Origin of the sequence: Streptomyces sp. NPDC087422, from assembly GCF_044744145.1 — a bacterium.
Lineage (GTDB): Bacteria > Actinomycetota > Actinomycetes > Streptomycetales > Streptomycetaceae > Actinacidiphila.
In genome coordinates this window covers 334,282-359,961 of sequence record NZ_JBIUXT010000006.1, presented here as the reverse complement: position 1 = coordinate 359,961, position 25,680 = coordinate 334,282, and the positions used below count along the sequence as shown (strand labels likewise).

At 73.0% G+C, this 25,680-nt stretch carries 2 protein-coding genes and 1 pseudogene; all 3 read right to left on the bottom strand.

Features of this window, described 5'->3' with window-relative positions; all coding sequences use genetic code 11:
• Positions 1-21 precede the first annotated feature (21 nt).
• Entirely contained in the window at positions 22-5,040 is a 5,019-nt protein-coding gene (locus ACIO6U_RS21565; protein WP_401721619.1) for a type I polyketide synthase, read from the bottom strand.
• A gap of 105 nt (positions 5,041-5,145) precedes the next feature.
• Positions 5,146-8,637, bottom strand: coding sequence for a type I polyketide synthase (locus ACIO6U_RS21560; protein WP_401721616.1), 3,492 nt, complete (start codon positions 8,635-8,637; stop codon positions 5,146-5,148).
• A gap of 21 nt (positions 8,638-8,658) precedes the next feature.
• Positions 8,659-25,644: pseudogene (locus ACIO6U_RS21555) on the bottom strand (SDR family NAD(P)-dependent oxidoreductase); the annotation flags it as partial.
• Positions 25,645-25,680 lie beyond the last annotated feature (36 nt).

Genomic DNA, 25,680 nt, shown 5'->3' with positions numbered 1-25,680 from the left:
TTCCAGAGAACGAGCGGGTCATCACGTGCCCAGCTCACGGTCGATCAGGGCGAAGATCTCCTCGTTGCTCGCGGCGCCCAGCGCGTCCTCGTCCGTCGCGCTCCCGCCGTGGCCTTCGGGTGCCTCGTCGTCCGCGGCCTCGTCGTCGCCGACCTTCCACAGCAGGCGCTCAAGGCGCTTGGCGAATTTCGCGCGGGCCGATCCCTCGGGCAGCCCGGCCGCCAACGCGCTTTCCAGTCGGTCGAGTTCGGCCAGGCCCGGCGTCCCTGCGGTGTCCTCGCCGCCGAGGCCCAGTTCCTCGCGCAGGTGGCGGGCGAGGACCGCGACCGTCGGATGGTCGAAGACGAGCGTCGACGGCAGGGCCAGGCCGGTCGCCGTACCGATCCGGTTGCGCAGTTCGACCGCCATGAGGGAGTCGAAGCCCAGCTCGCGGAACGGCCGGTCCTGGTCGACGGATTCCCCCGTGGCGCCGTCGAGGGTCACGTGGCTGGTGACCGCGGCGGCGTGCCCGCGCACCAACTCGACCAGCTCGCGCTCCTGTTCCGCCGCCGGGCGGCCCGCCAGCCGGGACCGCAGTTCCCCCGCCGTGGCCGCACCGGTCCCCGCGGCTTCCGTGTCGCCCGCGGCACCGGACCGCAGTGCGGCGACCGCCTCGGGGATCTCCGTGAACAGCGCGGTCGGGCGCTTGGCGTGGAAGACGGGCGCGAACCGCTCCCAGCGCAGGTCGATGACCACCGGGGCGGTCTCGTCGCGGTCGAGCGCCTGTTGGAGGGCGGTCACGGCCAGCGCGGGCGCCATCTCGTGGATGCCCTCCAGGCGGCCCCGGGCACCGACGTCCCCCGCGGCCATACCGGTACCGGCCCACGTACCCCATGCCACGGAGGTGGCGGGAAGTCCCTCGGCGCGGCGGCGCTCGGCCAGCGCGTCCAGGAACGCGTTGCCTGGCGCGTAGTTGCCGAGTCCCGGCATGCCGAAGGTCGCTCCGAACGACGAACAGAGCACGAACGCCGACACGTTCATGTCCCGCGTCAGCTCGTGCAGATGCACCGCCGCACCGGCCTTGACGCGCAGCACCCGTTCCATCTGATCACGGGTCAGATGTGCCACCACGCTGTCGTCCAGAACGGCCGCGGCGTGGAACACGGCCGACAGCGGTTCCTCCGCCGGGATCGCGGCGAGTACGGCGGCGAGCGCGTCGCGGTCCGCGACATCGCAGGCGGCGAAGGTGACCCGTGCGCCGGCCTGCACCAGCTCCTTCTCCAAGGCGGCGGCGCCCGGCGCGTCCGCCCCGCGACGGCTGACCAGCACCAGATGCGGCGCTCCCCCGGCGGCCAGCCAGCGGGCGATGTGCGCGCCGATCCCGCCGGTACCGCCCGTGACCAGCACGGTGCCCTCGGGCAGCCATGTGCGGACGGCGGCCGAGTCGGCGGCCGGGGCCCGCAGCAGGCGACGGCCCAGCAGCCCGCCGAGGTCCGGGCGCAGCGCCACACTGTCCTCGTCGGCGATCCCGGCGAGGGCGGCGGCGAGGGTACGGCCGACCCGGACCGTCGCCTCATCGGACAGCTCCGCGAGCGGCGTGGCCGGAAGATCCAGCAGCCCGCCCCACAGCAATGGGTGCTCCAGCGCCACCACCCGGCCAAGGCCCCAGATCTGCGCCTGCGCCGCCGAGACCGTCCTGTCCCCCGCCGCCACCGACACCGCCCCACGGGTGGCGCACCACAGCGTCGGATGCGTCCCGGACTCCTCGGCCACCGCCACCAGGGCCTGGACCAGGGAAACGGTGGCGGCCAGGCCCTCCGTGACCGCCGGCCGCTCGGGATCGGGCGTCTCGTCCAGCGCGAGCAGGGACAGGACGCCGGTGAGGGGGGTGGTCCGCTCGGTCGTGTCGCCGTCGGTGCGGGACCGCAGCTCCGCGGCGAGGGCGTCGGCGCTTCCCGCTGTGGTGGTCGTATCGAGGTGCAGCCGTTCGACCTGGGCGCCGTGGCCGGTCAGGGCCGCGTCCGCGAGGTCGGCCCATTCGGCGGGACACCGGTCGGCCGGGGGCAGCACCAGCAGCCAGCGGCCGGTGAGCCGTACCCGCGCCGGGGACACGACCGGCCGCCAGCCGATCCGGTACCGCCAGCCGTCGACCGCCGACGCCTCACGACGGCGCCTGCGCCACGTGGACAGCGCGGGCAGCGCCTCGCGCAGCGGCAGATCGGTGACGACGCCCAGCTCACCGGCCACCGTATCGGCGTCTCCGCCGTCCACGGCCGCCCAGAACGCCTCTTCCACGGCATCGGGCACCCCGGCGTTCGCCGCGCCGCCCGCCGCTGCCCGCTCAGGATCGTCGTCCTCCAGCCAGTAGCGCTGCCGCTGGAAGGCGTAGGTGGGCAGGTCGACGTGGTGGGCGGGGGTTCCGGCGAAGACGGACCGCCAGTCGACGGGGAGACCGCGTACCCAACCCTCCGCCAGCGAGGCCAGGAAGCGTTCCTGGCCGCCTTCGTCACGGCGGAGGGTGCCGAGGGCGACGGCGTCGGAGCCCGCGTCCTCGAAGGTCTCGGCCAGACCGACCGCCAGGACCGGGTGCGGGCTGGACTCGATGAAGTAGCCGAAGCCGTCCGCCAGTAGGGCCCGGACGGTCTCGTCGAAGCGGACTTCCTGGCGGAGGTTGGTCACCCAGTAGTCGGCGTCCAGCGCGGTGGTGTCGAGCCTGCCGCCGGTCACCGTCGAGTAGAACGGCACCTGCGACGACTGCGGCTCGATGCCGGACAGGGCCTGGACGACCTCGTCACGGATCGCGTCCACCTGTGCCGAGTGCGAGGCGTAATCCACATCGATACGACGGGCCCGTACGCCCTCGACCTCGCATGCGGCGAGAAGGTCGTCCAACGCCTGCGGCTCGCCCGAAACGACCGTGGACGAGGGCCCGTTCACCGACGCGACGGAGATACGACCGTCCCACCGCGCGATCCGCTCCCGTACCGCATCCGCCGGGAGCGCGACCGACACCATCCCGCCTCGGCCCGACAAGGTCCCCCGAATGGCCTTCGCCCGCAACGCCACGACCTTCGCCGCGTCCTCCACGGAAAGCGCGCCCGCCACGCACGCGGCGGCAATCTCACCCTGACTGTGACCGATCACCGCACCCGGCTCAACGCCCACCGACCGCCACACCGCCGCCAGCGACACCATCACCGCCCACAACGCACCCTGAACGACCACCACATCATCCAGAGCCCCGCTACGAATCGCCTCCACCACCGACGACCCCACGTAAGGCATCAGGGCAGCATCACACTCCGCCAACCGCGCCGCGAACACCGGAGACGACCCCAGAAGCTCAGTCGCCATCCCCGCCCACTGCGACCCCTGACCCGGGAACACGAACACCACCCGACCCGCGTCGGAGCGAACCGCTCCGCTCACCAGGCCGGGGGCGGGCGTGTCCGCCGCGAGCGCGCCGAGTACGTCCAGGGCCTGTGTGCTGTTCGCGGCCAGGACCACCGCGCGGTGCTCCATCGCGGAGCGGGTGGTGGCCAGCGAGAGGCCGATGTCCGCGGCTGCGGCGGTAGCGGCCAGGTCGGCGGCCAACCGGTCCGCCTGCCCGCGCAGCCCTGCGGCCGACCGTGCGGACACCGGCCACGGAACGACGTTGAGCGATCCCAACGGGCCCTCGGCGGGGCCGGGTTCGGCGATGTCCTCGCTCGCGGCCTGCGGCTCCTCCAGGATCACGTGCGCGTTCGTCCCGCTGATCCCGAAGGCCGACACGCCCGCCCGCTGCGTACCCCCCTCGCCCCGGACCCACTCGCGCGCCTCCGCCAGCAGCTCCACCCCGCCGCCGGACCACTCCACGTGCGGCGTCGGCTCGTCGACATGCAGGGTCCTCGGCAGGACTCCGTGCCGCATGGCCTGCACCATCTTGATCACACCCGCCACGCCCGCCGCGGGTCCTGAGTGCCCGATGTTGGACTTCACCGAGCCCAGCCACAAAGGCCGTTCGCCGGTCCGCTCCCGCCCGTACGTCGCGAGCAGCGCTTGCGCCTCGATCGGGTCGCCGAGCGTCGTACCAGTGCCGTGCGCCTCGACCACGTCCACGTCCGCGGCGCTGAGGCGGGCGTCGGCGAGCGCGTCGCGTATCACCCGTTCCTGAGCGAGGTTGTTGGGGGCGGACAGTCCGTTGCTGGCGCCGTCCTGGTTGAGCGCGGTGCCACGGACGACGGCCAGTACACGGTGGCCTTTGCGGCGCGCGTCCGACAGCCGCTCGACGAGCAACGCGCCCGCGCCCTCTGCCCAGTTGGTGCCGTCAGCGGCGGCGGCGAACGCCTTGATCCGGCCGTCGGGCGCCAGGCCGCGCTGGCGGCTGAACTCCACGAAGGCGTCCGGAGTCGGCATGACCGCGACGCCGCCCGCGAGCGCCATCGTGCAGTCGCCGGAACGCAGCGCCTGCACGGCCAGGTGCAGGGCCACCAGCGACGACGAGCACGCCGTCTCGACGCTGAGCGCGGGCCCTTGGAGACCGAACGTGTACGCGATCCGCCCGGCGGCGACGCTCGACATGGTGCCGGTGATGACGTAGCCCTCGACCGGCTCGGGCGTGCGCCGCAGCCGCGACACGTATCCGTTGGCGACGATTCCGGTGTAGACGCCGACCCGTTCCTCGCGCACGGCGCGCGGGTCGATGCCCGCACGCTCGAACGCCTCCCAGGAGATCTCCAGCATGAGCCGCTGCTGCGGGTCCATGCCGAGCGCCTCGCGCGGGGTGATGCCGAAGAACGCGGGGTCGAAGTCGGCCGCGCCGTCGAGGAATCCGCCCTCGGTGACGTAACTGGTGCCACGGCTCTCCGGGTCGGGGTCGAAGAGTCCGGCCAGGTCCCAGCCGCGGTCGTCGGGAAACGGCCCGATGGCGTCACGCTCGCCGTCCACCAACCGCCACAGATCCTCGGGCGATCGCACACCGCCCGGGTAGCGGCAGGCCATGCCGACGATCGCGACCGGCTCCTGGGCGGCGGCCTCGGCCTCCCGCAGTCGCTGCTTCGTGACGCCCAAGTCGGCCATCACCCGCTTCAGGTACTCCCGAAGCCTCTCCTCCGTGTTACCGGTGGCCATTCCCCTCGCTCCTTCGACGATCTGCGACGTTTGTCCGACAGCGGTGACCGGAGCGGCTCAGCCTGTGCCCAACTGTTTGTCGATCAGCGCGAACATCTCGTCGTCCGACGCGGTGTCCAGCGCGATTCCGCCGGTGTCGGCGCCCGCCTCCGCACCGGTCGCCGCGTCTCCGCGCCACGCCCAGAGCAGCGACTCCAGACGCCGGGTGATCCGCTCACGCGTCTCGCCGTCCGGCGAGATTCCGCCGAGCCGCGTGGCGATCCCGTCCAACTCGTTCAAGACCTCGGCGTGTTCACCGTCGACCGGCGCACTTTCCATCTCGTCCAGCAGGAAGCGGACCAGGCTGATCGGCGTCGGGTAGGAGAAGACGACAGTCGCCGGTAGCTTCAATCCGGTCGCCGCGCTCAGCCGCTTGCGCAGTTCGACGGCGGTCAGCGAGTCGAAGCCCAGTTCCTTGAAGGCCCGTTCGGCCGCGACGTCGTCCGGAGTGGCGTGCCGCAGCACCGTCGCCACCTCCACGCGCAGCAGGTCGAGCAGTACGCGCTCCCGCTCCTCGCGGTCGAGTCCCGCCAGCCGCACGGTCAGCGCGTCCGGGTCGACGTCGGGACCGTCGTCCAGCACCTCGGTCCGCGCCGTCGTGCGGACGGCGGGGCCGGAGCGGTCGATGTCCAGCCAGTAGCGGCGCGGTTGGAAGGCGTACGTGGGCAGGTCGACGTGGTGGGCGGGGGTTCCGGCGAAGACGGACCGCCAGTCGACGGGGAGGCCGCGTACCCATCCTTCGGCGAGGGAGGTGAGGAAGCGTTCCTGGCCGCCTTCGTCACGGCGGAGGGTGCCGAGCGCGACGGCGTCGGAGCCCGCGTCCTCGAACGTCTCGGCCAGACCGACCGCGAGGACGGGGTGCGGGCTGGACTCCACGAAGTACGTGAAGTCGTCGGCGAGGAGGGCCCGGACGGTCTCGTCGAAGCGGACTTCCTGACGGAGGTTGGTCACCCAGTAGTCGGCGTCCAGCGTGCTCGTGTCGATACGGGCGCCGGTCACCGTGGAGTAGAACGGCACCTGCGACGACTGCGGCTCGATGCCCGACAGAGCCTCAACGACCTCATCACGTATCGCGTCCACCTGTGCCGAGTGCGACGCGTAGTCCACATCGATACGGCGCGCCCGTACGCCCTCGGCCTCACACGCCGTCAGCAGCTCAGCGAGCGCCAGGGGTTCACCCGAAACGACCGTGGACGAAGGACCGTTCACCGACGCGACGGAAATCCGGCCGTCCCAGCGCGCGATCAGCTCCCGTACGTCCTGCGCGGGCAGCGCGACCGACACCATCCCGCCTCGGCCCGACAAGGTCCCGCGAATCGCCTTCGCCCGCAGAGCCACTACGCGCGCCGCATCCTCCACCGACAACGCACCCGCCACACACGCCGCCGCGATCTCACCCTGACTGTGACCGATCACCGCACCCGGCTCAACGCCCACCGACCGCCACACCGCCGCCAGCGACACCATCACCGCCCACAACGCACCCTGAACCACCACCACGTCATCCAGGACGCCCTCGCGGATCGCCTCCACCACCGACGAACCGACGTGAGGACGCAGCGCCGCGTCACACTCCGCCAACCGCGCCCCGAACACCGGAGACGAAGCAAGCAACTCCATCGCCATCCCCGCCCACTGCGACCCCTGACCAGGAAAGACGAAGACCACGTGGTCGGCCGGTCGGCCGTCGGTGTCGTCCACCGTGGCCAGGCCCGTGACGGTGGAACCTGTGGGGGTGCCTGAGGCGAGGGCGCCGAGGGCCGAGGGGTGGTCCGGGTCCAGCACGACCGCGCGGTTCTCCCACGCGGCGCGGGTCGTCGCCAGGGCGAGGCCGATTTCCGGCGCGGCCGGGCCGTGGCCGGCCAACGTGTACTCCAGCAGCCGCTCGGCCTGGTCGCGCAGTGCGGCGGCGGACCGCGCGGACACCGGCCACGGAACAGTGGACCCCAGCGGCCCGAGCGGCCCGTTCGCGGGTCCCGACCGGGCCTCCGGCGTATCGGCCCGGTCGCCCGAGTCTCCCGGATCGCGCGCGTCCGCCGAGCCGGCCGCACCGCCGACGCCGCCCGCGTCGTCCGTCGGCTCACCGGCCTCCTCCAGGATCAGGTGCGCGTTCGTCCCGCTGATGCCGAACGCCGACACGCCCGCCCGCCGCGCACGTCCGTCACTCCTGACCCACTCCCGCTCCTCGGTCAGCAGTTGCACCCCGCCGCCGGACCAGTCCACGTGCGGTGTCGGCTCGTCGACATGCAGGGTCCTCGGCAGGACTCCGTGCCGCATGGCCTGCACCATCTTGATCACGCCCGCCACGCCCGCCGCGGCCGAGGTGTGGCCGATGTTGGACTTCACCGAGCCGAGCCACAGCGGCCGTTGGCCGTCGCGTCCCGCGCCGTAGGTGTTGAGCAGGGCGGTCGCCTCGATCGGGTCGCCCAGGGAGGTGCCGGTGCCGTGCGCCTCGACCACGTCCACGTCGGTGGCGGCGATCCTGGCGCTGCGCAGCGCGGCGCGGATGACGCGTTCCTGGGAGGGGCCGTTAGGGGCGGTGAGGCCGTTGCTCGCACCGTCCTGGTTGACCGCGGAGCCGCGGATCAGGGCCAGGACGCGGTGGCCGTTGCGCCGGGCGTCCGACAGCCGTTCCAGCAGGAGCAGGCCCAGGCCCTCGGCGGGGCCGAAGCCGTCGGCGGAGGCCGCGAAGGCGCGGCAGCGGCCGTCAGGGGACAGGGCGCGCTGGCGGCTGAACTCGGGGTAGCCGATGGCGGTGGACATGACGGTCACTCCGCCGGCGACGGCCAGAGAGCATTCGCGGCTGCGCAGTGCCCCGGCGGCCAGGTGCATGGCGACCAGCGACGACGAGCAGGCCGTGTCGACGCTGATCGCCGGGCCTTCGAGCCCGAAGGTGTAGGCGACGCGGCCGGACATCACGCTGGCGAAGTTGCCCGTCGCGTAGTAGCCCTCGACCTCCTCGGGGATGGCGGGGAGTTCCCAGCCGTAGTCGGCGGAGCTGAAGCCGATGAACGTGCCGGTGGGGCTGCCCTTGACGGACAGCGGGTCGATGCCGGCCCGTTCGAAGAGTTCCCATGTGCAGGGCAGGAGAAGCCGTTGCTGCGGGTCCATGCCGAGGGCTTCGCGGGGGGAGATGCCGAAGAACGACGCGTCGAACTCGGTTGCTCCGGTGAGGAATCCGCCGCCCCGCACGTAGTTGCTGCCGGGCCGCGCGGCGTCCTCGTCGTAGCGGTCGTCGATGTCCCAGCCCCGGTCCTTGGGGAACGGGGTGATGGCGTCGCCGCCCTCGGCGACCAACTGCCACAGGTCGTCGGGGGTTTCGACACCGCCTGGGTAGCGGCAGGCCATGCCGACGACCGCGATCGGCTCGTTCCTGGCGGCGGTGGCGTCGCGGAGCCGCTGCTGGGTCTCGCGCAGGTCGCCGGTCACCCGCTTCAGGTACGCGAGCAGTTTCGCCTCGTTCTCCGCCATTGCCATCCTTTTCGACTCCAGGCTCTCCGGTTCAGGAATGTCCCGTCCGCGTGCGGCGGATCAGGGGTTGCCGAGTTCGCGGTCCAGCAGGTCGAACATCTCCTCCGCGGTGGCCGACTCGATCTCGCCCCGGCCGTCGCGTCGTTGCCGTACCTGCCACAGCAGTTCCTCCAGGCGGCCGACGACTTCGGCGGTCTCCTCACCGTCGGCGGGCAGAGCGGCGACCGCGCCCGCGAGGGCGTCCAGCTCGTCCAGGACGGATCCGGTGCCGGTCCCGCCGGTGCTCACGGGACCGGTCGCCGCGGACGCGGCACCGGTGGTGAAGCGGGTCCGCAGGTGCTGGGCGAGCGCGGTGGGCGTGGGGTGGTCGAACACCAGGCTCGCGGGCAGCTTCAGGCCGGTCGCGGTGGACAGGCGGTTGCGCAGTTCGACGGCGGTCAGCGAGTCGAAGCCGAGATCCTTGAACGTGCGGCCCGCCCGTACCGAGGAGTTGTCGGCGTGCTGAAGGACGCTGGCTGCTTGGTCACGTACCAGGTCGAGGACGTTCTTGAGCTGGTCGGGCTCGGAGAGCGTCGCCAACTGGGCGGCGAATTCGGCGCCCGCGGTGGTCGGGGCAGCAATGTCGGCCTGATCGGTCTCGGTGCGCAACGCCGCTTGTACCTCGGGGAGTTCGGCGAGCAGCGGGCTGGGGCGCAGCGCGGTGAAGCCGAGGACGAACCGTTCCCAGTCGACATCGGCGACGGCGACGAACGTCTCGTCGTGCGCGACGGCCTGGAGCAGTGCGGTGGCGGCTCGTTCGGGGTCCATGGCCAGTACGCCGCGGCTCTCCATGTAGGCGGCGGCGCCCTCGGCCTCCATCATGCCGCCGCCGTCCCAGGCGCCCCAGGCCAGTGAGGTCGCGGTACGGCCGAGAGCGCGGCGCCGCTCGGCGAGCGCGTCGAGGTGGGCGTTGGCGGCGGCGTAGACGGCCTGCCCTCCGCTGCCCCAGACCCCGGCGTTGGAGGAGAAGAGCACGAAGGCGTCGAGCGGTGTGCCGCCGAGGAGGTCGTCCAGGTGGCGGGCTCCGGCGATCTTGGCCGAGGCGATGCGGGTGATGTCCTCGTCGGTGGTGTCGGTGGCGGCCAGGTAGGTCTGCGGGGCGCCGGCCGCGTGGAAGACCGCGCTCAGCGGCCGGTCGGCGGGGACGCCCGCGAGGAGCGCGGCCACCTCGGACCGGTCGGCGACGTCGCACGCGGCGAACGTGACGGCGGCGCCCGCCGCCTCCAACTCCGCGCGCAGTTCGGCCGCGCCGGGCGCGTCGGGGCCGCGGCGGCCCGCGAGCAGCAGGTGCGGGGCGCCTTCGGCGGCGAGTCTGCGGGCGACGCGCGCGCCGATCCCGCCCGTTCCCCCGGTGATCAGAACGGTGCCGTCGGGTCGCCACGCGGCGGCTCGTGCGGAGTGCGCGGACCCGAGAGGCGTACGGATGAGCCGCCGCCCGTGGACTCCGGAGGCCCGTACGGCGACCTGGTCCTCGACGGCGGACGCGGAGCCGCCGGACGCGGGGTCCACGGTTAGGGCGTCGGCGGCTGCCGGGTCGGCGGTCCCGTCAGGGCCGGGCAGTCCGCCGAGGACGGCGGCGAGCCGGACGGCGGCGGACGCGTCGGGCACGGGCGGCAGGTCGACCAGGCCGCCCCACTGGCGGGGCTGCTCCAGCGCGATGGCCCGGCCCAGGCCCCAGACCTCGGCCTGGCCGGAGCGGGGCCCCGCGTCGCCCGGTGCCGTCCTGACGCCCTCCGCGGTGGCCGCCCACAGCCGCCCGGTCAGTTCGGCGTCGGCGGCGGCCTGGGCGAGGGCGAGGGTGACGCGGGCGGCCGGGGAGAGACCGGCGGCAGCCGGTGCCGGGTCGTGGCCCCGGAGCGCGGTGGAGCTGACGGGGGCATGACTGGTCGTCCCGGAGCCAGCGGGGGCGTGGCCGGGCGCGCTGGCGTCGGATACCGCAGGGCCGGTGCCGTCGACGGCGGACGCTCCGGGCACCTCGTGCGCGGCAGCCTCCTCGGCACCGCCATTGGCGGCGCCAACCGTCTCGGAACCGCCCGCCTTCGGCACACCCGTCTCGGACCCGTCCGCCCCCTGACCGCCGGTCTCGGAGTCCCCGAGGGCGAGGAGAGACAGCACGCCGTCGGCCTCGACCGTCCGGAGGAGTTCGGCGAGGGCCGCCCGGTCGGTCCGGTCGGCGGGGATCTCGATGTGGGTGACCGTGGTGCCCGCGGCGGCGAGCGCGTCGCCCGCCGCGGCGGCCCACGGCTCGTCCGGGAAGCTGAGGATCGTCCACCGCCCGCGCGGCGCACGGGCGTTCGCGGTGTCCAGGGCGCGCCAGGCGATGCCGTAACGCCACCGGTCCAGGGCCGTACGGTCCAGGCTGCGGCGGCGCCAGGACGACAGCGCGGGCAGGAACGTCGCCAACTCGTCCTCTCCGGAGTCGAGTTCGAGTTCCCCGGCCAGGTGCTCCAGGTCGCCGCGTTCGACGGCGGCCCAGAATCCGGCGTCGGCGAGGTCGCCCGTGCCGCTGGTGGTGGGCGCGGTTCGGTCCCGCAGGTCGTCCAGCCAGAAGCGGCGGCGCTGGAAGGCGTACGTCGGCAGGGCCAGCGGCGTACCGCCCGAACCGGGGGCCAGGGGCCGCCAGTCGACGCCGGGCAGGCCGCGGACGAAGCCCTCGGCCACGGAGGTGGTGAAGCGCGCCATGCCGCCTTCGTCACGGCGCAGCGTGCCGACCGCGACGCCGTCGCGCTCGGCGTCCTCGAAGGTCGCGGCCATGGCGGTGGTGAGCACCGGGTGCGCGCTGGCCTCGACGAAGAACCGGAAGCCGTCGCTCTCCATGGCCAGCACCGCGGCCTGGAAGTCCACCGGGCGGCGGGCGTTGAGGTACCAGTACGCGTTGTCGAGGGTCGTCGTGTCGACGAGGCCGCCGGTGACGGTCGAGTAGAACGGGACGGTGGCGCGACGCGGTGTGATGTGCGCGAACAGTTCCATGATCCGCTCGCGCAGCGGCTCGACCTGGGCGCAGTGGGAGGCCACGGTCGACCCGACGACACGGGCTCGGACGCCGTCGGCCTCGCAGGCCGCGACGAATTCCGTCAGCGCCTCGGTGTCGCCGGCCACGGTGACGGCGGTCGGGCCGTTGCGTCCGGCGATGTCAAGTCGCCCGCCCCACGCGGCTGTTCGCGCCTCGACCTCGGCGACGGGCAGCGCCACCGAGGCGACCGCGCCGTTGCCGACGAGTTCGGCGGCGAACAGTGCGCTGCGCAGCGCGATGATCTCGGCGGCGTCTTCCATGGTGAGCGCGCCCGCCACCAGCGCGGCGGCTATCTCGCCTTGGCTGCTGCCGACGACGGCGGCGGGTTCGACACCGACCGACCGCCACAGTTCGACCAGGGAGACGTTGACGGCGAACAGCACGGGTTGCAGAACCTCGATGAGGTCCGGCGAGGGCGCGCCGGGCATTCCGCGCACGACGTCGGTGACCGACCAGTCCAGGTGGACGCGGAGCGCCGCGTCGCACTGGGCGAACCGCTCGGCGAACACCGCTGAGGTGTCGAGGAGTTCGGCGCCCATACCCTTCCACTGCGAGCCCTGTCCGGGGAAGACGAAGGCCACCCTGCCGCGTACGTCGGCGGCGCCGGTGACCGCCCCTGCGGTCGGCGTACCGCCGGCGAGCCCGCCGAGCGCGGCGGCGGCCTGCGCGCGGTCACCCGCCAGGACGACGGCCCGCTGTTCCAGGACGGTCCTGGTGGTCGCCAGCGCGTGTCCGATCTCGGCGTCCGTGGTGTCGGGCCGGTCGGCCACGAAGGCCGCGAGGCGTCCGGCCTGCGCGCGCAGCGCCGCCGCGGACTTGGCGGAGAGCACCCAGGGGACGACGGTGCCGGGCGGGTCGCCCACGACGGCGGCCGGGGCCGGGGCGGCGGGTACGGCGGGCGCGTCGGACGTACCGGGTTCGGCCCTCTCGCCGAACTCGGAGCCAGGATCGGCCAGTTCGACCGCCTCGACCGGCGCCGCGGGCGGCTCTTCCAGGATCACGTGCGCGTTCGTTCCGCTGATGCCGAACGAGGAGACCGCGGCGCGGCGCGGGCGGCCCCGGTCGGGCCACGGCGTCGCCGCGTTGAGCAGCCGGAGCCTGCCGGAGGACCAGTCCACCTCGGGCGAGGGCTCCTCGGCGTGCAGAGTGCTGGGCAGCGTGCCGTGGCCCATCGCCATGACCATCTTGATCAGACCCGCGACACCGGCCGCGGCCTGCGTGTGGCCGATGTTGGACTTGATGGAGCCCAGCCACAGCGGCTGGTCCCGCGCGTGGTCCCTGCCGTAGGTGGCGAGCAGCGCCTGCGCCTCGATCGGGTCCCCGAGGTTGGTGCCGGTGCCGTGCGCCTCGACCGCGTCGACCTCGTCGCCGGTCAGACCGGCATTGGCGAGAGCAGCGCGGATGACGCGCTGCTGGGAGGGGCCGTTCGGCGCGGTGAGGCCGTTGCTCGCGCCGTCCTGGTTGACGGCGGAGCCGCGCATGACGGCGAGGACGCGGTGGCCGTTGCGGCGGGCCTCCGACAGCCGCTCGACCACCAGCATGCCGACGCCCTCCGAGAAGCCGGTGCCGTCGGCGTCCGCGGCGAACGCCCTGCACCGGCCATCGGGCGACAGCACGCGCTGGCGGCTGAACTCCACGAAGCCGAACGGGCTCGGCATCACCGTCACCCCGCCGACCAGGGCCAGCGAGCACTCCCCCGCCCGTAGCGCCTGAGCCGCCAGGTGCAGGGCGACCAGCGACGACGAGCAGGCCGTGTCCACCGTCATCGCCGGTCCTTCGAGGCCGAGGACGTACGAGACGCGGCCGGAGATGACGCTCAGCACGTTCCCGGTGACCGAGTACCCCTCGACGCGCTGCTGAAGGTCGGGGTCCTGGCCGTAGCCGGTGCCGACCGCGCCGATGAACACACCGGTACGGCTGCCGCGCAGCGTGGCCACGTCGATCCCGGCGCGTTCCACGGCCTCCCAGGCCGCCTCGAGTACGAGCCGCTGCTGCGGGTCCATGGCCAGCGCCTCGCGCGGCGAGATGCCGAACAGCTCGGCGTCGAAGTCCGTCGCGCCGCGCACGAAACCGCCCTGCTGGGCGTAGCTCTTGCCCGACCTGGCCGGATCCGGGTCGTACAGGTCCGCGAGGTCCCAGCCCCGGTCGGTGGGGAACCCGGAGATCGCGTCGGTGCCCGACGCCACCAGGTCCCACAACTGCTCGGGCGAATCGGCGCCGCCCGGGAAGCGGCAGGTCATGGCGACGACGGCGACGGGATCGTCGTCGAGCCCGGCCGCCGCCGGAAGGGCTCCGGCCGGGGCACGGTCGTCGGCGGTCGCGGCGCCGAGGCCCAGTTCGTCCGCCAGATGCGCGGCGAGGGCGTCGGGGGTGGGGTGGTCGAAGACCACGGTGGCCGCGAGCCGCTGCCCGATCGCGGCCCCGAGGCGGTTGCGCAGTTCGACACCGGTCAGTGAGTCGAAGCCCAGCTCCATGAACGCCCGCTCGGGGTCGACGGCGGCCGGCGACCCGTGGCCGAGCACCGCCGCGACGTGCGTGCGTACGACATCGCGCAGGGCCTCGGTCCGTTCGGCGGCCGACAGCGCGGAGAGCCGCCGGACCAGGGCCGAGGAGTCGGCACGGGCCGAACTTGTCGCCAGAGCACGGGACTTGCGGACGGACGCGGTGGTCAGGTCGCGGGTGAGGGCGTGGAAGGCTTCCCCGGTGCTCTGGGCGTCGCCGGGCGTCAGACGCGCGGTGACGGCGAGCGGTACGTCCCAGCCGACAGCCGCGTCGAACAGCCCGATCCCCTGCTCGACGCTCATCGGCACCACGCCGCTACGGGCCAGGCGCGCCCGGTCCACTTCGCCGAGGGAGCCCGTCAGCTCGGAGTCGGTGGCCCAGTGTCCCCATGCCATCGACACAGCCGCAGCGCCGCTCGTACGGCGCACGCCCGCCAGAGCGTCCAGGAACGTGTTCGCCGCCGCGTAGTTCGCCTGCCCCGCCGTGCCCACCACGCCCGCGAGCGACGAGAACAGCACGAACAACGACAGGTCCAGGTCCCGGGTCAACTCATGCAGATGCCACGCCGCATCCACCTTCGCGCCCAGCACACTCCGGCCACGTTCCGCGTCCAGGTCCGGCACCAGACCGTCGTCCAGCGCGCCCGCGCAGTGCACCACACCACCCAACGGCCGTTCCCCGCCAAAGCGCGCGAGCAGCCCGGCCACCTCGTCCCGGACCGCGACATCACACGCCACGACCTCGACCCGCGCACCGGCCGCCCCCAACTCCGCCACCAACGCATCCGCACCAGGCGCGTTCGCACCACGCCGACCCGCCAGCACCAGATCCCGGACCCCGTACGAGGCCACCAGATGCCGGGCCACCAGCCCGCCCAGCAGACCCGTACCACCCGTGATCACCACCGCACTCGCGGCGTCCACCCGGCGGGGAAGGCTCAGCACGACCTTGCCGACATGCCGCGCCTGCGACATGAACCGCAACGCCTCGTCCGCCCGCCGTACGTCCCACACCCGCACCGGCAACGGCTCCAGCACACCCTCCGCGAACAACCCCGCCAACTCGCGGAGGATTTCGCCGAGTCGGTCCGGAGAGATGTCGGTGAGGGCGTACGGGTGGTACGTGACGCCGGGGTGCTCGGCGGCGACGGCCTGCGGATCGCGGATGTCGGTCTTGCCCATCTCCAGGAACCGGCCGCCACGCGGCAGCAACCGCAACGACGCGTCCACGAACTCCCGCGCCAGCGAGTTGAGAACGACGTCCATGCCGTGGCCATCGGTGGCCTGCCGGAACGCGTCCTCGAAGCCGAGGGTGCGGGACGAGGCGATGTGGTCCTCGGCGAGACCCGCCAGCCGGAGCGTGTCCCACTTGCCCTCGCTGGCCGTCCCGAAGACCTCGGCACCCCAGTGCCGGGCCAACTGCGTGGCCGCCATCCCCACACCACCGGCAGCGGCGTGAATCAACACCCTCTGTCCGGACCGGAGTTCGCCGAGATCGGCCAGGCCGAACCAGGCGGTCATGAAGACGACGGGGACGGCGGCGGCCTGCTCGAAGCTCCAGCCCTCCGGCACCCGCACGACCAAGCGCTCGTCCACCACCGCCAACGGCCCGAACGACTCCGGCAGCAGACCCATCACCCGGTCACCCACCACGACACCCGCGACGCCAGGACCGACCTCGACCACGACACCCGCGCCCTCGGTTCCGAGGTACGCGTCCGGGTCGGGGTACATCCCCAGATTGATCAGCACATCGCGGAAGTTGACTCCCGCGGCACGGACGTCGACCCTCACCTGACCGGCGACGAGCGGCGCCTCGGCGGCCGGGTCCGGCTCGACGGACAGTCCGTCGAGCGTGCCGTCGCCTGAGGCGACCAGCCGCCACGCGCCCTCGGCGGGCGGCACCAAACCCCCGCCACCGGCAGGCGCCCGCACCAGCCTCGGCACCAGCACCTCACCACCGCGCACCGCCACCTGCGGCTCACCCGCCGCCACCGCGACACCGACCGCGTCACGTACCGCAGCCTGTCCCGACGCGAGGTGGACGTCGACATCGACATCGGCGTCTGAGTCGATCAGCAGGAAACGCCCGGGATTCTCGGCGAGCGCGCTGCGCACCAGGCCCCACACCGGGGCGTGGACCAGATCAGCGACAGGCTCACCGCTGTGAGTGGACACCGCACCACGGGTGACGAGAACCAACCGCGCATCAGCGAACCGCTCCTCGGCCAGCCACTCCTGGACCAGACCCAGCACGCCGGTCACCGCCTCCGCCACCGCACCCGGCACATCGCCGGAGACTGACGCCGGGGGCAGCACCAGGCCGACCAGCGGCGGAACCGGCTGCGCCGCGTCGATGTCGGAAAGCCGTTCCAGGAACACGCATCCGTCGGGCGCGCCGCCATCGGCGGACAGCGCGGCCGGCACCCAGTCCACGCGGTACAGGCCGTCGGCCGTGCCTGCCGCACTCGCGGCGGCGACGCGGATCTGGTCGGCGGTCGCCGTGCGCAACGCGAGCGATGCCACCGATACGACGGGAGCCCCCTCGGCATCGGCCAGGAGCACCGAGGCGGCGTCCTCGCCCGCAGGCCGCAGCCGTACGCGTACGGAGGTCGCGCCGACCGCGCCGAGCGCCACGTCGGTCCAGGCGAACGGCAGCCGCAGGGAGTTGAGTTCGGCGGGCGAGCCGCCGCGCAACAGGACGATCCCGTGCAGGGCCGCGTCGAGCAGGGCCGGGTGGATGCCGAACTTGGCCGCGTCCTGGTGGAGTTCGTCCGGCAGCGCGGCCTCGGCGTAGACGTCGTCGCCGTGCCGCCACGCGGCGCGCAGCCCCTGGAACGCCGGACCGTAGCCGTAACCGGACGCGCCCACCTCGGCGTAGAAGTCCTCGACCGGTACCGGCACGGCGCCGGGCGGCGGCCACGCGGTCAAGTCCTCGGTCGCCTCTGCGGTGTCGGACGCGACCGCGAGAGTGCCGACCGCGTGCAGTACCCAGGGCGCCGACTCCCCCGCCCCTTCGGGCCGTGAGTGGATGCCGAGTTCGCGCCGTCCGTCCGCGTCGGGCGCGCCGACGGAGACCTGCACCTGCACGCCGCCGCTCTCCGGAACGACGAGCGGTGCCTGAAGCGTCAACTCCTCTACGCACCCGGACGCGACCTCGTCAGCGGCCCGCAGCGCCCACTCCGCCAGCGCGGCACCGGGGACCAGGACGGTCCCCTCCACCCGGTGATCGCCCAGCCACGCGTGCGACGCCAGCGACAACCGGCCCGTGAGCACCACCTGATCCGAACCGGCCAGCCGCACCACCGCGCCGAGCAGGGGGTGGTCCGCAGCGGCCTGCCCGAGCCCGCTCGGGTCCCCGGCGCGCGCGGCGTCGGCAGTCAGCCAGTAGTGCTCGTGCTGGAAAGCGTACGTCGGCAGGGCGAGTTGCCCGGCACCCGTCGAATCCGGCGTACCGGCGAAGACGGACCGCCAGTCGACGGGCAGGCCGCGTACCCAGCCCTCCGCGAGAGAGGTCAGGAACCTTTCCTGGCCGCCCTCTTCGCGACGCAGGGTGCCGAGCGCGACGGCGTCGGACCCGGCGTCCTCGAAGGTCTCCGCGAGACCGACTGCGAGAACCGGGTGGGGGCTGGACTCGATGAAGTACCCGAAGCCGTCGGAGAGCAGAGCCCGGACCGTCTCGTCGAAACGGACTTCCTGGCGGAGGTTGGTCACCCAGTAGTCGGCGTCCAGCGTGCTCGTGTCGATACGGGCGCCGGTCACCGTCGAGTAGAACGGAACCTGCGAGGACTGCGGCTCGATGCCGGACAGGGCCTCAATGACCTCGTCACGGATCGCGTCGACCTGTGCCGAGTGCGAGGCGTAGTCCACATCGATACGACGGGCCCGTACGCCCTCGGCCTCACACGCCGTCAGCAGTTCAACCAAGGCTTGAGGTTCACCCGAAACGACCGTGGACGAGGGTCCGTTCACCGATGCGACGGAGATACGACCGTCCCAGCGCGCGATCCGCTCCCGTACGTCCTGCGCGGGCAGCGCGACCGACACCATCCCACCGTTGCCGGACAAGGTCCCGCGAATGGCGTTCGCCCGCAACGCCACCACGCGCGCCGCATCCTCCACCGACAACGCACCCGCCACACAAGCCGCCGCGATCTCACCCTGACTGTGACCAATCACCGCACCCGGCTCAACGCCCACCGACCGCCACACCTCGGCCAGGGACACCATCACCGCCCACAACGCTCCCTGAACAACGACCACATCATCCAGAGCGGCGTCGCGGATCGCCTCCACCACCGACGAGCCGACGTAAGGCAACAGGGCCGCGTCACACTCAGCCAACCGCTCCGCGAACACCGGAGACGAAGCAAGCAACTCCATCGCCATCCCCGCCCACTGCGACCCCTGACCCGGGAACACGAACGCCACCCGGCCGTCGCCCGAGCGCGTCGCGCCGCTGACGAGTCGGGCGGCCGGGGCTCCTTCGGCGAGCGCGCCGAGGACGTCCTGGGCGTGTTCGGCGTCGGCGGCCAGGACCACGCTCCGGTGGGGCAACGCCGCTCGGGAGAGGGCCAGTTCGCGGCCGACCGAGGTGAGGGCAGGTGCGTCGTCCGTCCCTGTGAAGGACGCCAGGCGTCCGGCCTGGCCGCGCAGCGCGTCCGCCGACCGCGCGGACACCACCCACGGCACCACCGTCAGCGCCCCCAACGGGCCTGCCTCCGGGCCGACTTCGGGCTCGCGCTCTGGCTCCGAAGAGGTGTCGGCCCCAGCGTCGCCCCCTGGCTCCTCCAGGATCACGTGCGCGTTCGTCCCGCTCGCCCCGAAGGCCGAGATCCCCGCGCGGCGCGGGTGGGTGTCGGCGGTCCACGGCATCGCCTCGGCGAGCAATTCGACCGCGCCGCTCGTCCAGTCGACGTGCGGCGTCGGCTCGTCCGCGTAAAGGCTTTTGGGCAGCACCTCGTGGCGCATCGCCTCGACCATCTTGATGACGCCCGCGACCCCGGCCGCGGCCTGCGTGTGGCCGATGTTCGACTTCACCGAGCCCAGCCACAACGGGTCCTCGCCGCCACGCTCTTGGCCATAGGTGGCCAGCAGCGCCTGCGCCTCGATCGGGTCCCCGAGCGTGGTCCCCGTACCGTGCGCCTCGACCACATCGACATCTGCGGCCGTCAGACCGGCACTGTCCAGGGCGGCCCGGATCACCCGCTCCTGGGAAGGACCGTTCGGGGCGGTCAGCCCGTTCGACGCACCGTCCTGGTTCACCGCGGAGCCCCGCATCACCGCCAGCACCCGGTGACCGTTGCGCCGCGCGTCCGACAGCCGCTCCAGCAGCAGGACACCGACGCCCTCGCCCCACCCGGCACCGTCCGCCGCCGCCGAGAACGCCTTGCTCCGGCCGTCGGGCGCCATGCCCCGCTGACGGCTGAACTCCACAAAAAGGGTGGGCGTGGACATCACCGTGACGCCACCGGCCAGGGCGAGCGAGCACTCCCCCGACCGCAGGGCCTGCGCCGCCAGGTGCATCGCGACCAGCGACGACGAGCACGCCGTGTCCACCGTCATCGCCGGACCCTCGAACCCGAAGGTGTACGACACGCGGCCGGACACGGCGGCCGGGGACGAGCCCATCAGGGCGTAGCCCTCGGTGTCGTTGGCCGTGGCATCGGCGCCCACGGCGTAGTCGTGGTGCATGACTCCGGTGAAGACACCCGTCGAACTGCCCTTCAGCGAACCGGGATCAATACCCGCCCGCTCCAACACCTCCCACGACGCCTCCAACAGCAACCGCTGCTGCGGATCCATCGACAACGCCTCACGCGGAGACACCCCGAAGAACCCCGCGTCAAACTCACCCGCCCCATAGAGGAACCCGCCCTCACACGCATAACTCCGCCCCGCCACACCAGGATTCGGATCAAACAGCCCCTCAACATCCCAACCACGGTCCACCGGGAACCCCGACACCGCATCCCCACCCGAAGCAACCAGCGACCACAACTCCTCAGGCGAACCCACACCACCCGGATACCGACACGCCATCCCCACAATCACCACCGGGTCGGCCGTCTCACGCGCCGACAGGGGACCCGCCGTACCCCTACGGGCGGCGACCTGACCGGTGCGCTCGTCACCGAGCACCAGCGTGCGGAGGAAACCGGCCAACGCCCGTGGCGTCGGATAGTCGAAGACAAGCGTCGCCGGAAGCCGCAGGCCCGTCGCTCCCGCGAGCGCGTTGCGCAGTTGCAGGCCGGTCAGCGAGTCGAAGCCGAACTCCTTGAAGCTGCGGGCGGGTTCGACGGCGGACGGGTCGGAGTATCCGAGGACTGTCGCGGCGCGGCCCCGGACCAGGTCGAGCAGATAGCGGAGTTGGTCCTCCTCGGTCAGGCCGGTGAGGGCGCGCAGGAGGCTGCCGGAGCCGCCGCCGACGTCGGTGGCGCGGCGCGGTCGGCCGCGGACCAGGCCCCGGTAGAGCGGGAGGACGGGTTCGCCCGCGCGGGCCGCGCTGCGCAGGGCGCGCAGGTCGAGGCGGCTGACGACGTGGACCCCGGAGCCGCCGTCGGCGGACGCGGCGGCGTCGAAGAGCGCCAGGCCCTGCTCGGGCGACATCCGCGTGACGCCCATTCGCAGGTAGCGGGCCACGTCGGCGTCGCCGAGGTGGGCCGTCAGCTCGCTGGCCTCTGACCAGTAGCCCCAGATCAGGTCGGTGACCGGCAGTCCCTCGGCGCGGCGGCGCGTGGCGAGGGCGTCCAAAAAGACGTTGGCCGCCGCGTAACCGGCCTGGCCCGGGTTGCCGAGCACACCGGCGATCGAGGAGAACAGCGCGAACAGCGACAGGTCCAAGTGCCGTGTCAGCTCGTGCAGATGCACCGCCGCGTCCACCTTCGGCGCGAGGACTCGCGCCACCTGATCGGGCGTCAGTGCCGACACCACTCCGTCGTCGAGCACACCGGCCGCGTGCACCACACCCGTCAGCGGCCGGTCGGAGGGAATCGCCTCCAACAGCGCGGCCAACGAAGCCCGGTCGGCCACGTCACACGCCGCGATCTCGACGCTCGACGCGCCCGCGTCCAGCAGGCGCCGCTCCAACTCCGGTGCGCCCGTGGCCGCCCGGCCCCGGCGGCCGGCCAGCAGCAGATGCCGCACCCCGTGCGCCGAGACCAGATGCTCGGCGAGGAGCCGTCCGAGGGTGCCGGTTCCGCCGGTGATGAGCACGGTCCCGTCGTCGCGCAGCGGCACCGGCGCGGGCCCGGCCGGGGCGACGCGGGCGAAACGGGGCGCGAGGAGCACGCCGTCGCGTATCGCGATCTGCGGTTCGCCGAGGTCGACGGCGGAGGCGACAGCGGCGGCCAGGGTGCCGGAAGCGGCATTGGTGCCACGGGTGCCGTCCGTGCCAGCGGTGCCGTCAGTGCCAGCGGTGCCGTCGGTGTCGACCAGGAGGAAGCGGTCCGGCGCCTCGGACTGGGCGGTCCGCAGCAGCCCCCACACGGGTGCGTGCACGAGGTCCGCCACCTCGTCGTCCGGCCCGGTGGAGACCGCCCGGGTGGTGACGACGACCAGCCGCGAGGCGTTCAGCCGCTCGTCGGCGAGCCATGCCTGGACGAGGGCGAGCGCGTCGGTGACGGCGGTGCGCACCCGCGACGGCAGCTCACGGTCGACCTCCGACCGGGTGTTCCCGGGACCCAGCCGGGTGATCACATGGGCGGGGGGTTCCAGGGTGCCCGCGTCCAGGCCCGCCAGCAGCGCGGCGACATGCGTGACGTCCTGGCCGCCGCCCAGAGTGAGGACCGGTCCCGGCGCGGGAACGGCGGCCCCGGCGGAAACGGGCAGCGGTGTCCAGTCCAGGGCGAAGAGGCCGTCCCGGCTGGCGGTGCCGTCGGTCTGCCGGAGCTGCTCGGGGGTGGTCTCACGCAGGACGACGGACTGCACCTCCGCGACCGGGGCCCCTGCCGCGTCGGCGAGCGTCAGCGCGACGGCACCGCCGTCCAGCGGGCGGACCCGCAGCCGCAGCCGACTCGCGCCGACGGCGGACAGCGCCACGCCTTCCCACGCGTAGGGCAGCCGCAGCGGCGCCGACTCCGGCGTACCGCCGTCGAGCAGGGACACGGCGTGGAGGACCGCGTCGAGCAGGGCGGGGTGGAGGGCGAAGCGTTCGGCGTCCTTGGCCGCCGCGTCGGGCAGCGTGACCTCGGCGTACACGTCGTCGCCCCGCCGCCACGCGGCGCGCAGACCCCGGAACGCCGGACCGTAGCCGTAACCCGCCGCCGCCACCCGGGCGTAGAAGTCCTCGACCGGGACCGGCCGGGAACCGGCGGGCGGCCAGTCGGTCAACCCCGCGCTTTCAGCGGACCGTTCCGTACTGAGGACGCCGACGGCGTGCCGTGTCCACGGTTCGTCGTCCGCGCTGCCGTCCTCGCCGCGCGAGTGAATCGTGATCTCGCGGCGTCCGTCGGCGTCCGGGCCGCCCACCGCCACCTGGAGTTGGACGGCACCGCCCTCGGGGATCGCCAGCGGCGCCTCAAGGATCAGCTCGTCGATCTGCTCGGCGCGGATCTCCTCACCGGCACGCAAGGCGAGTTCCACGAAGGCCGCGCCGGGCAGCAGTACGGTGTCGTTCACGGCGTGGTCGGCCAGCCACGCGTGCGTACGCAGGGAGATCCGGCCGGTCAGCAACAGGGCGTTCTCGTCGGCGAGTTGTACGGCCGCGCCGAGCAACGGATGGTCGGCCGCCCCGAGCCCCAGCGACGAGGCGTCCGCGCTGCCGAGTGAGCCGGACTCCAGCCAGTAACGCTGGTGCTGGAAGGCGTAGGTGGGCAGGTCCACGCTGCGGGCGGGGGTTCCGGCGAAGACGGACCGCCAGTCGACGGGCAGACCGCGTACCCAACCCTCCGCCAGCGAGGTCAGGAAGCGCTCCTGGCCGCCCTCGTCACGGCGGAGGGTACCCAGGGCGACGGCGTCCGAGCCCGCGTCCTCGAACGTCTCCGCCAAGCCGACAGCCAGGACCGGGTGCGGGCTGGACTCCACGAAGTACCCGAAGCCGTCCGCCAGTAGGGCCCGGACCGTCTCATCGAAACGGACTTCCTGGCGAAGGTTGGTCACCCAGTAGTCGGCGTCCAGCCCGGCCGTATCGAACCTGCCGCCGGTCACCGTCGAGTAGAACGGCACCTGCGAGGACTGCGGCTCGATACCGGACAGGGCCTGGACGACCTCGTCACGGATCGCGTCGACCTGTGCCGAGTGCGAGGCGTAGTCCACATCGATACGGCGCGCCCGTACGCCCTCGGCCTCACACGCCGTCAACAGCTCGTCCAACGCGCCAGGCTCACCCGAAACAACCGTGGACGAAGGCCCGTTCACCGACGCGACGGAGATACGACCGTCCCAGCGCGCGATCCGCTCCCGTACCGCATCCGCCGGGAGGGCGACCGAGACCATCCCACCATTGCCAGACAAGGTCCCGCGAATGGCCTTCGCCCGCAGCGCCACGACCCGCGCCGCATCCTCCACCGACAACGCGCCCGCGACGCACGCGGCGGCAATCTCCCCCTGGCTGTGACCGATCACCGCACCCGGCTCGACACCCACCGACCGCCACACCGCAGCCAGCGACACCATCACCGCCCACAGCGCCCCCTGAACCACGACCACATCGTCCAGAGCCCCGCTACGGATCGCCTCCACCACCGACGAACCGACATACGGACGCAGCGCCGCGTCACACTCCGCCAACCGCGCCCCGAACACCGGAGACGACCCCAGAAGCTCAGTCGCCATCCCCGACCACTGCGACCCCTGACCAGGAAAGACGAACACCACCCGACCCGCGCCCGGACGCACCACAGCGGACACCACACCCGAGGCCGCAACGCCCTCCGACAGGGCCGCCAGCCCCGGCACCATTGCCTTGACGTCATCGGCGAGGGTCACCGCGCGGTGCTCAAGTGCCGCGCGGGAGGCGGCAAGTGCGCGCCCGATGTGCGCCGGGGCGGGCAGCTCGTTCGAGTCGGCCGCAAAGGCGGCGAGCCTCGCGGCCTGGCCGCGCAGCGCGGCGGCGGACCGCCCGGACACCACCCACGGCACCGCTGCCAGCTCGCCCAACGGGCCCTGAGCGGAGGTCGTTTCGTCCACGGACGCGGGTTCGTCGGCCGGGGGTGCGTCTTCCAGGATCACGTGGGCGTTCGTCCCGCTGATACCGAACGAGGACACGGCGGCCCGGCGCGGGCGGTCCCCGCGCTTCCAGTCGACCGGCTGTTCCAGCAGACGGACCGCGCCCGCGGACCAGTCGACGTTCGAGGTGGGCGCGTCGATGTGCAGGGTGCGCGGCAGCTTCTCCTCCTGGAGGGCCAGCACCATCTTGATGACACCCGCCATGCCTGCGGTGTGCGCGGTGTGGCCCAGGTTCGACTTGACCGACCCGAGCCACAGCGGGCGGCCTCCCGTGCGGCCCTTGCCGTAGGTGGCGAGCAGTGCCTGCGCCTCGATCGGGTCGCCGAGCGTCGTGCCCGTACCGTGCGCCTCGACCGCGTCCACCTCGTCGCCGGTCAGACCGGCGTTGGCGAGGGCCGCGCGGATGACACGCTGCTGGGAGGGGCCGTTCGGCGCGGTGAGGCCGTTGCTCGCGCCGTCCTGGTTGAGGGCTGAACCGCGCACCACCGCAAGGACGTTGTGGCCGTTGCGGCGTGCGTCGGAGAGCCGTTCGACAAGGAGCATGCCGACGCCCTCGGACCAGGCGGTGCCGTCTGCCCCGGCGGCGAACGCCTTGCAGCGGCCGTCGGGCGCGAGGCCGCGCTGTCGGCTGAAGTCGACGAAGACCCACGGTGTCGGCATCACGGCCACACCGCCGACGAGCGCGAGCGTGGACTCGCCGTTGCGCAGGGACTGCACGGCCAGGTGCAGGGCGACGAGCGACGACGAGCACGCGGTGTCGACGGTCAGCGCGGGGCCTTCGAGGCCCAGGGAGTACGAGACGCGGCCGGAGATGACGCTGATGAAGGAGCCGGTGCCGGTGTAGCCCTCGACGCCTTCGGGCACCTGCTGCATGTTGGTGAGGTAGCCGGTCCCCGCGGCGCCGACGAACACGCCGGTCTTGGTGCCCTTGAGCGAGCTGGGGTCGATACCGGCGCGCTCCAGCACCTCCCACGACGACTCCAGGACGAGCCGCTGCTGCGGGTCCATGCCCAGGGCCTCACGCGGCGAGACGCCGAACAGCTCGGCGTCGAAGTCCCCTGCCCCGTCGAGGAATCCGCCCTTGAGGAGGTACGTCTTGCCGGGCGCGTCGGGGTCCGCGTCGTAAAGGGCCTCGGTGTCCCAGCCTCGGTCGGACGGGAAGTCGGCGATGGCGTCGCCGCCGGTGTCGAGCAGCCGCCAGAAGTCCTCGGGTGTGCCGACGTGACCGGGGAACCGGCAGGCCATGCCGACGATCGCGATCGGCTCGCTCTCCCGGTCCTTGACCTCCTGCAACTCCTGCCGGGTCTGGTGCAGGTCGGCCGCGACGCGCTTCAGGTAGTCGACCAGCTTGTCGTCGTTCGT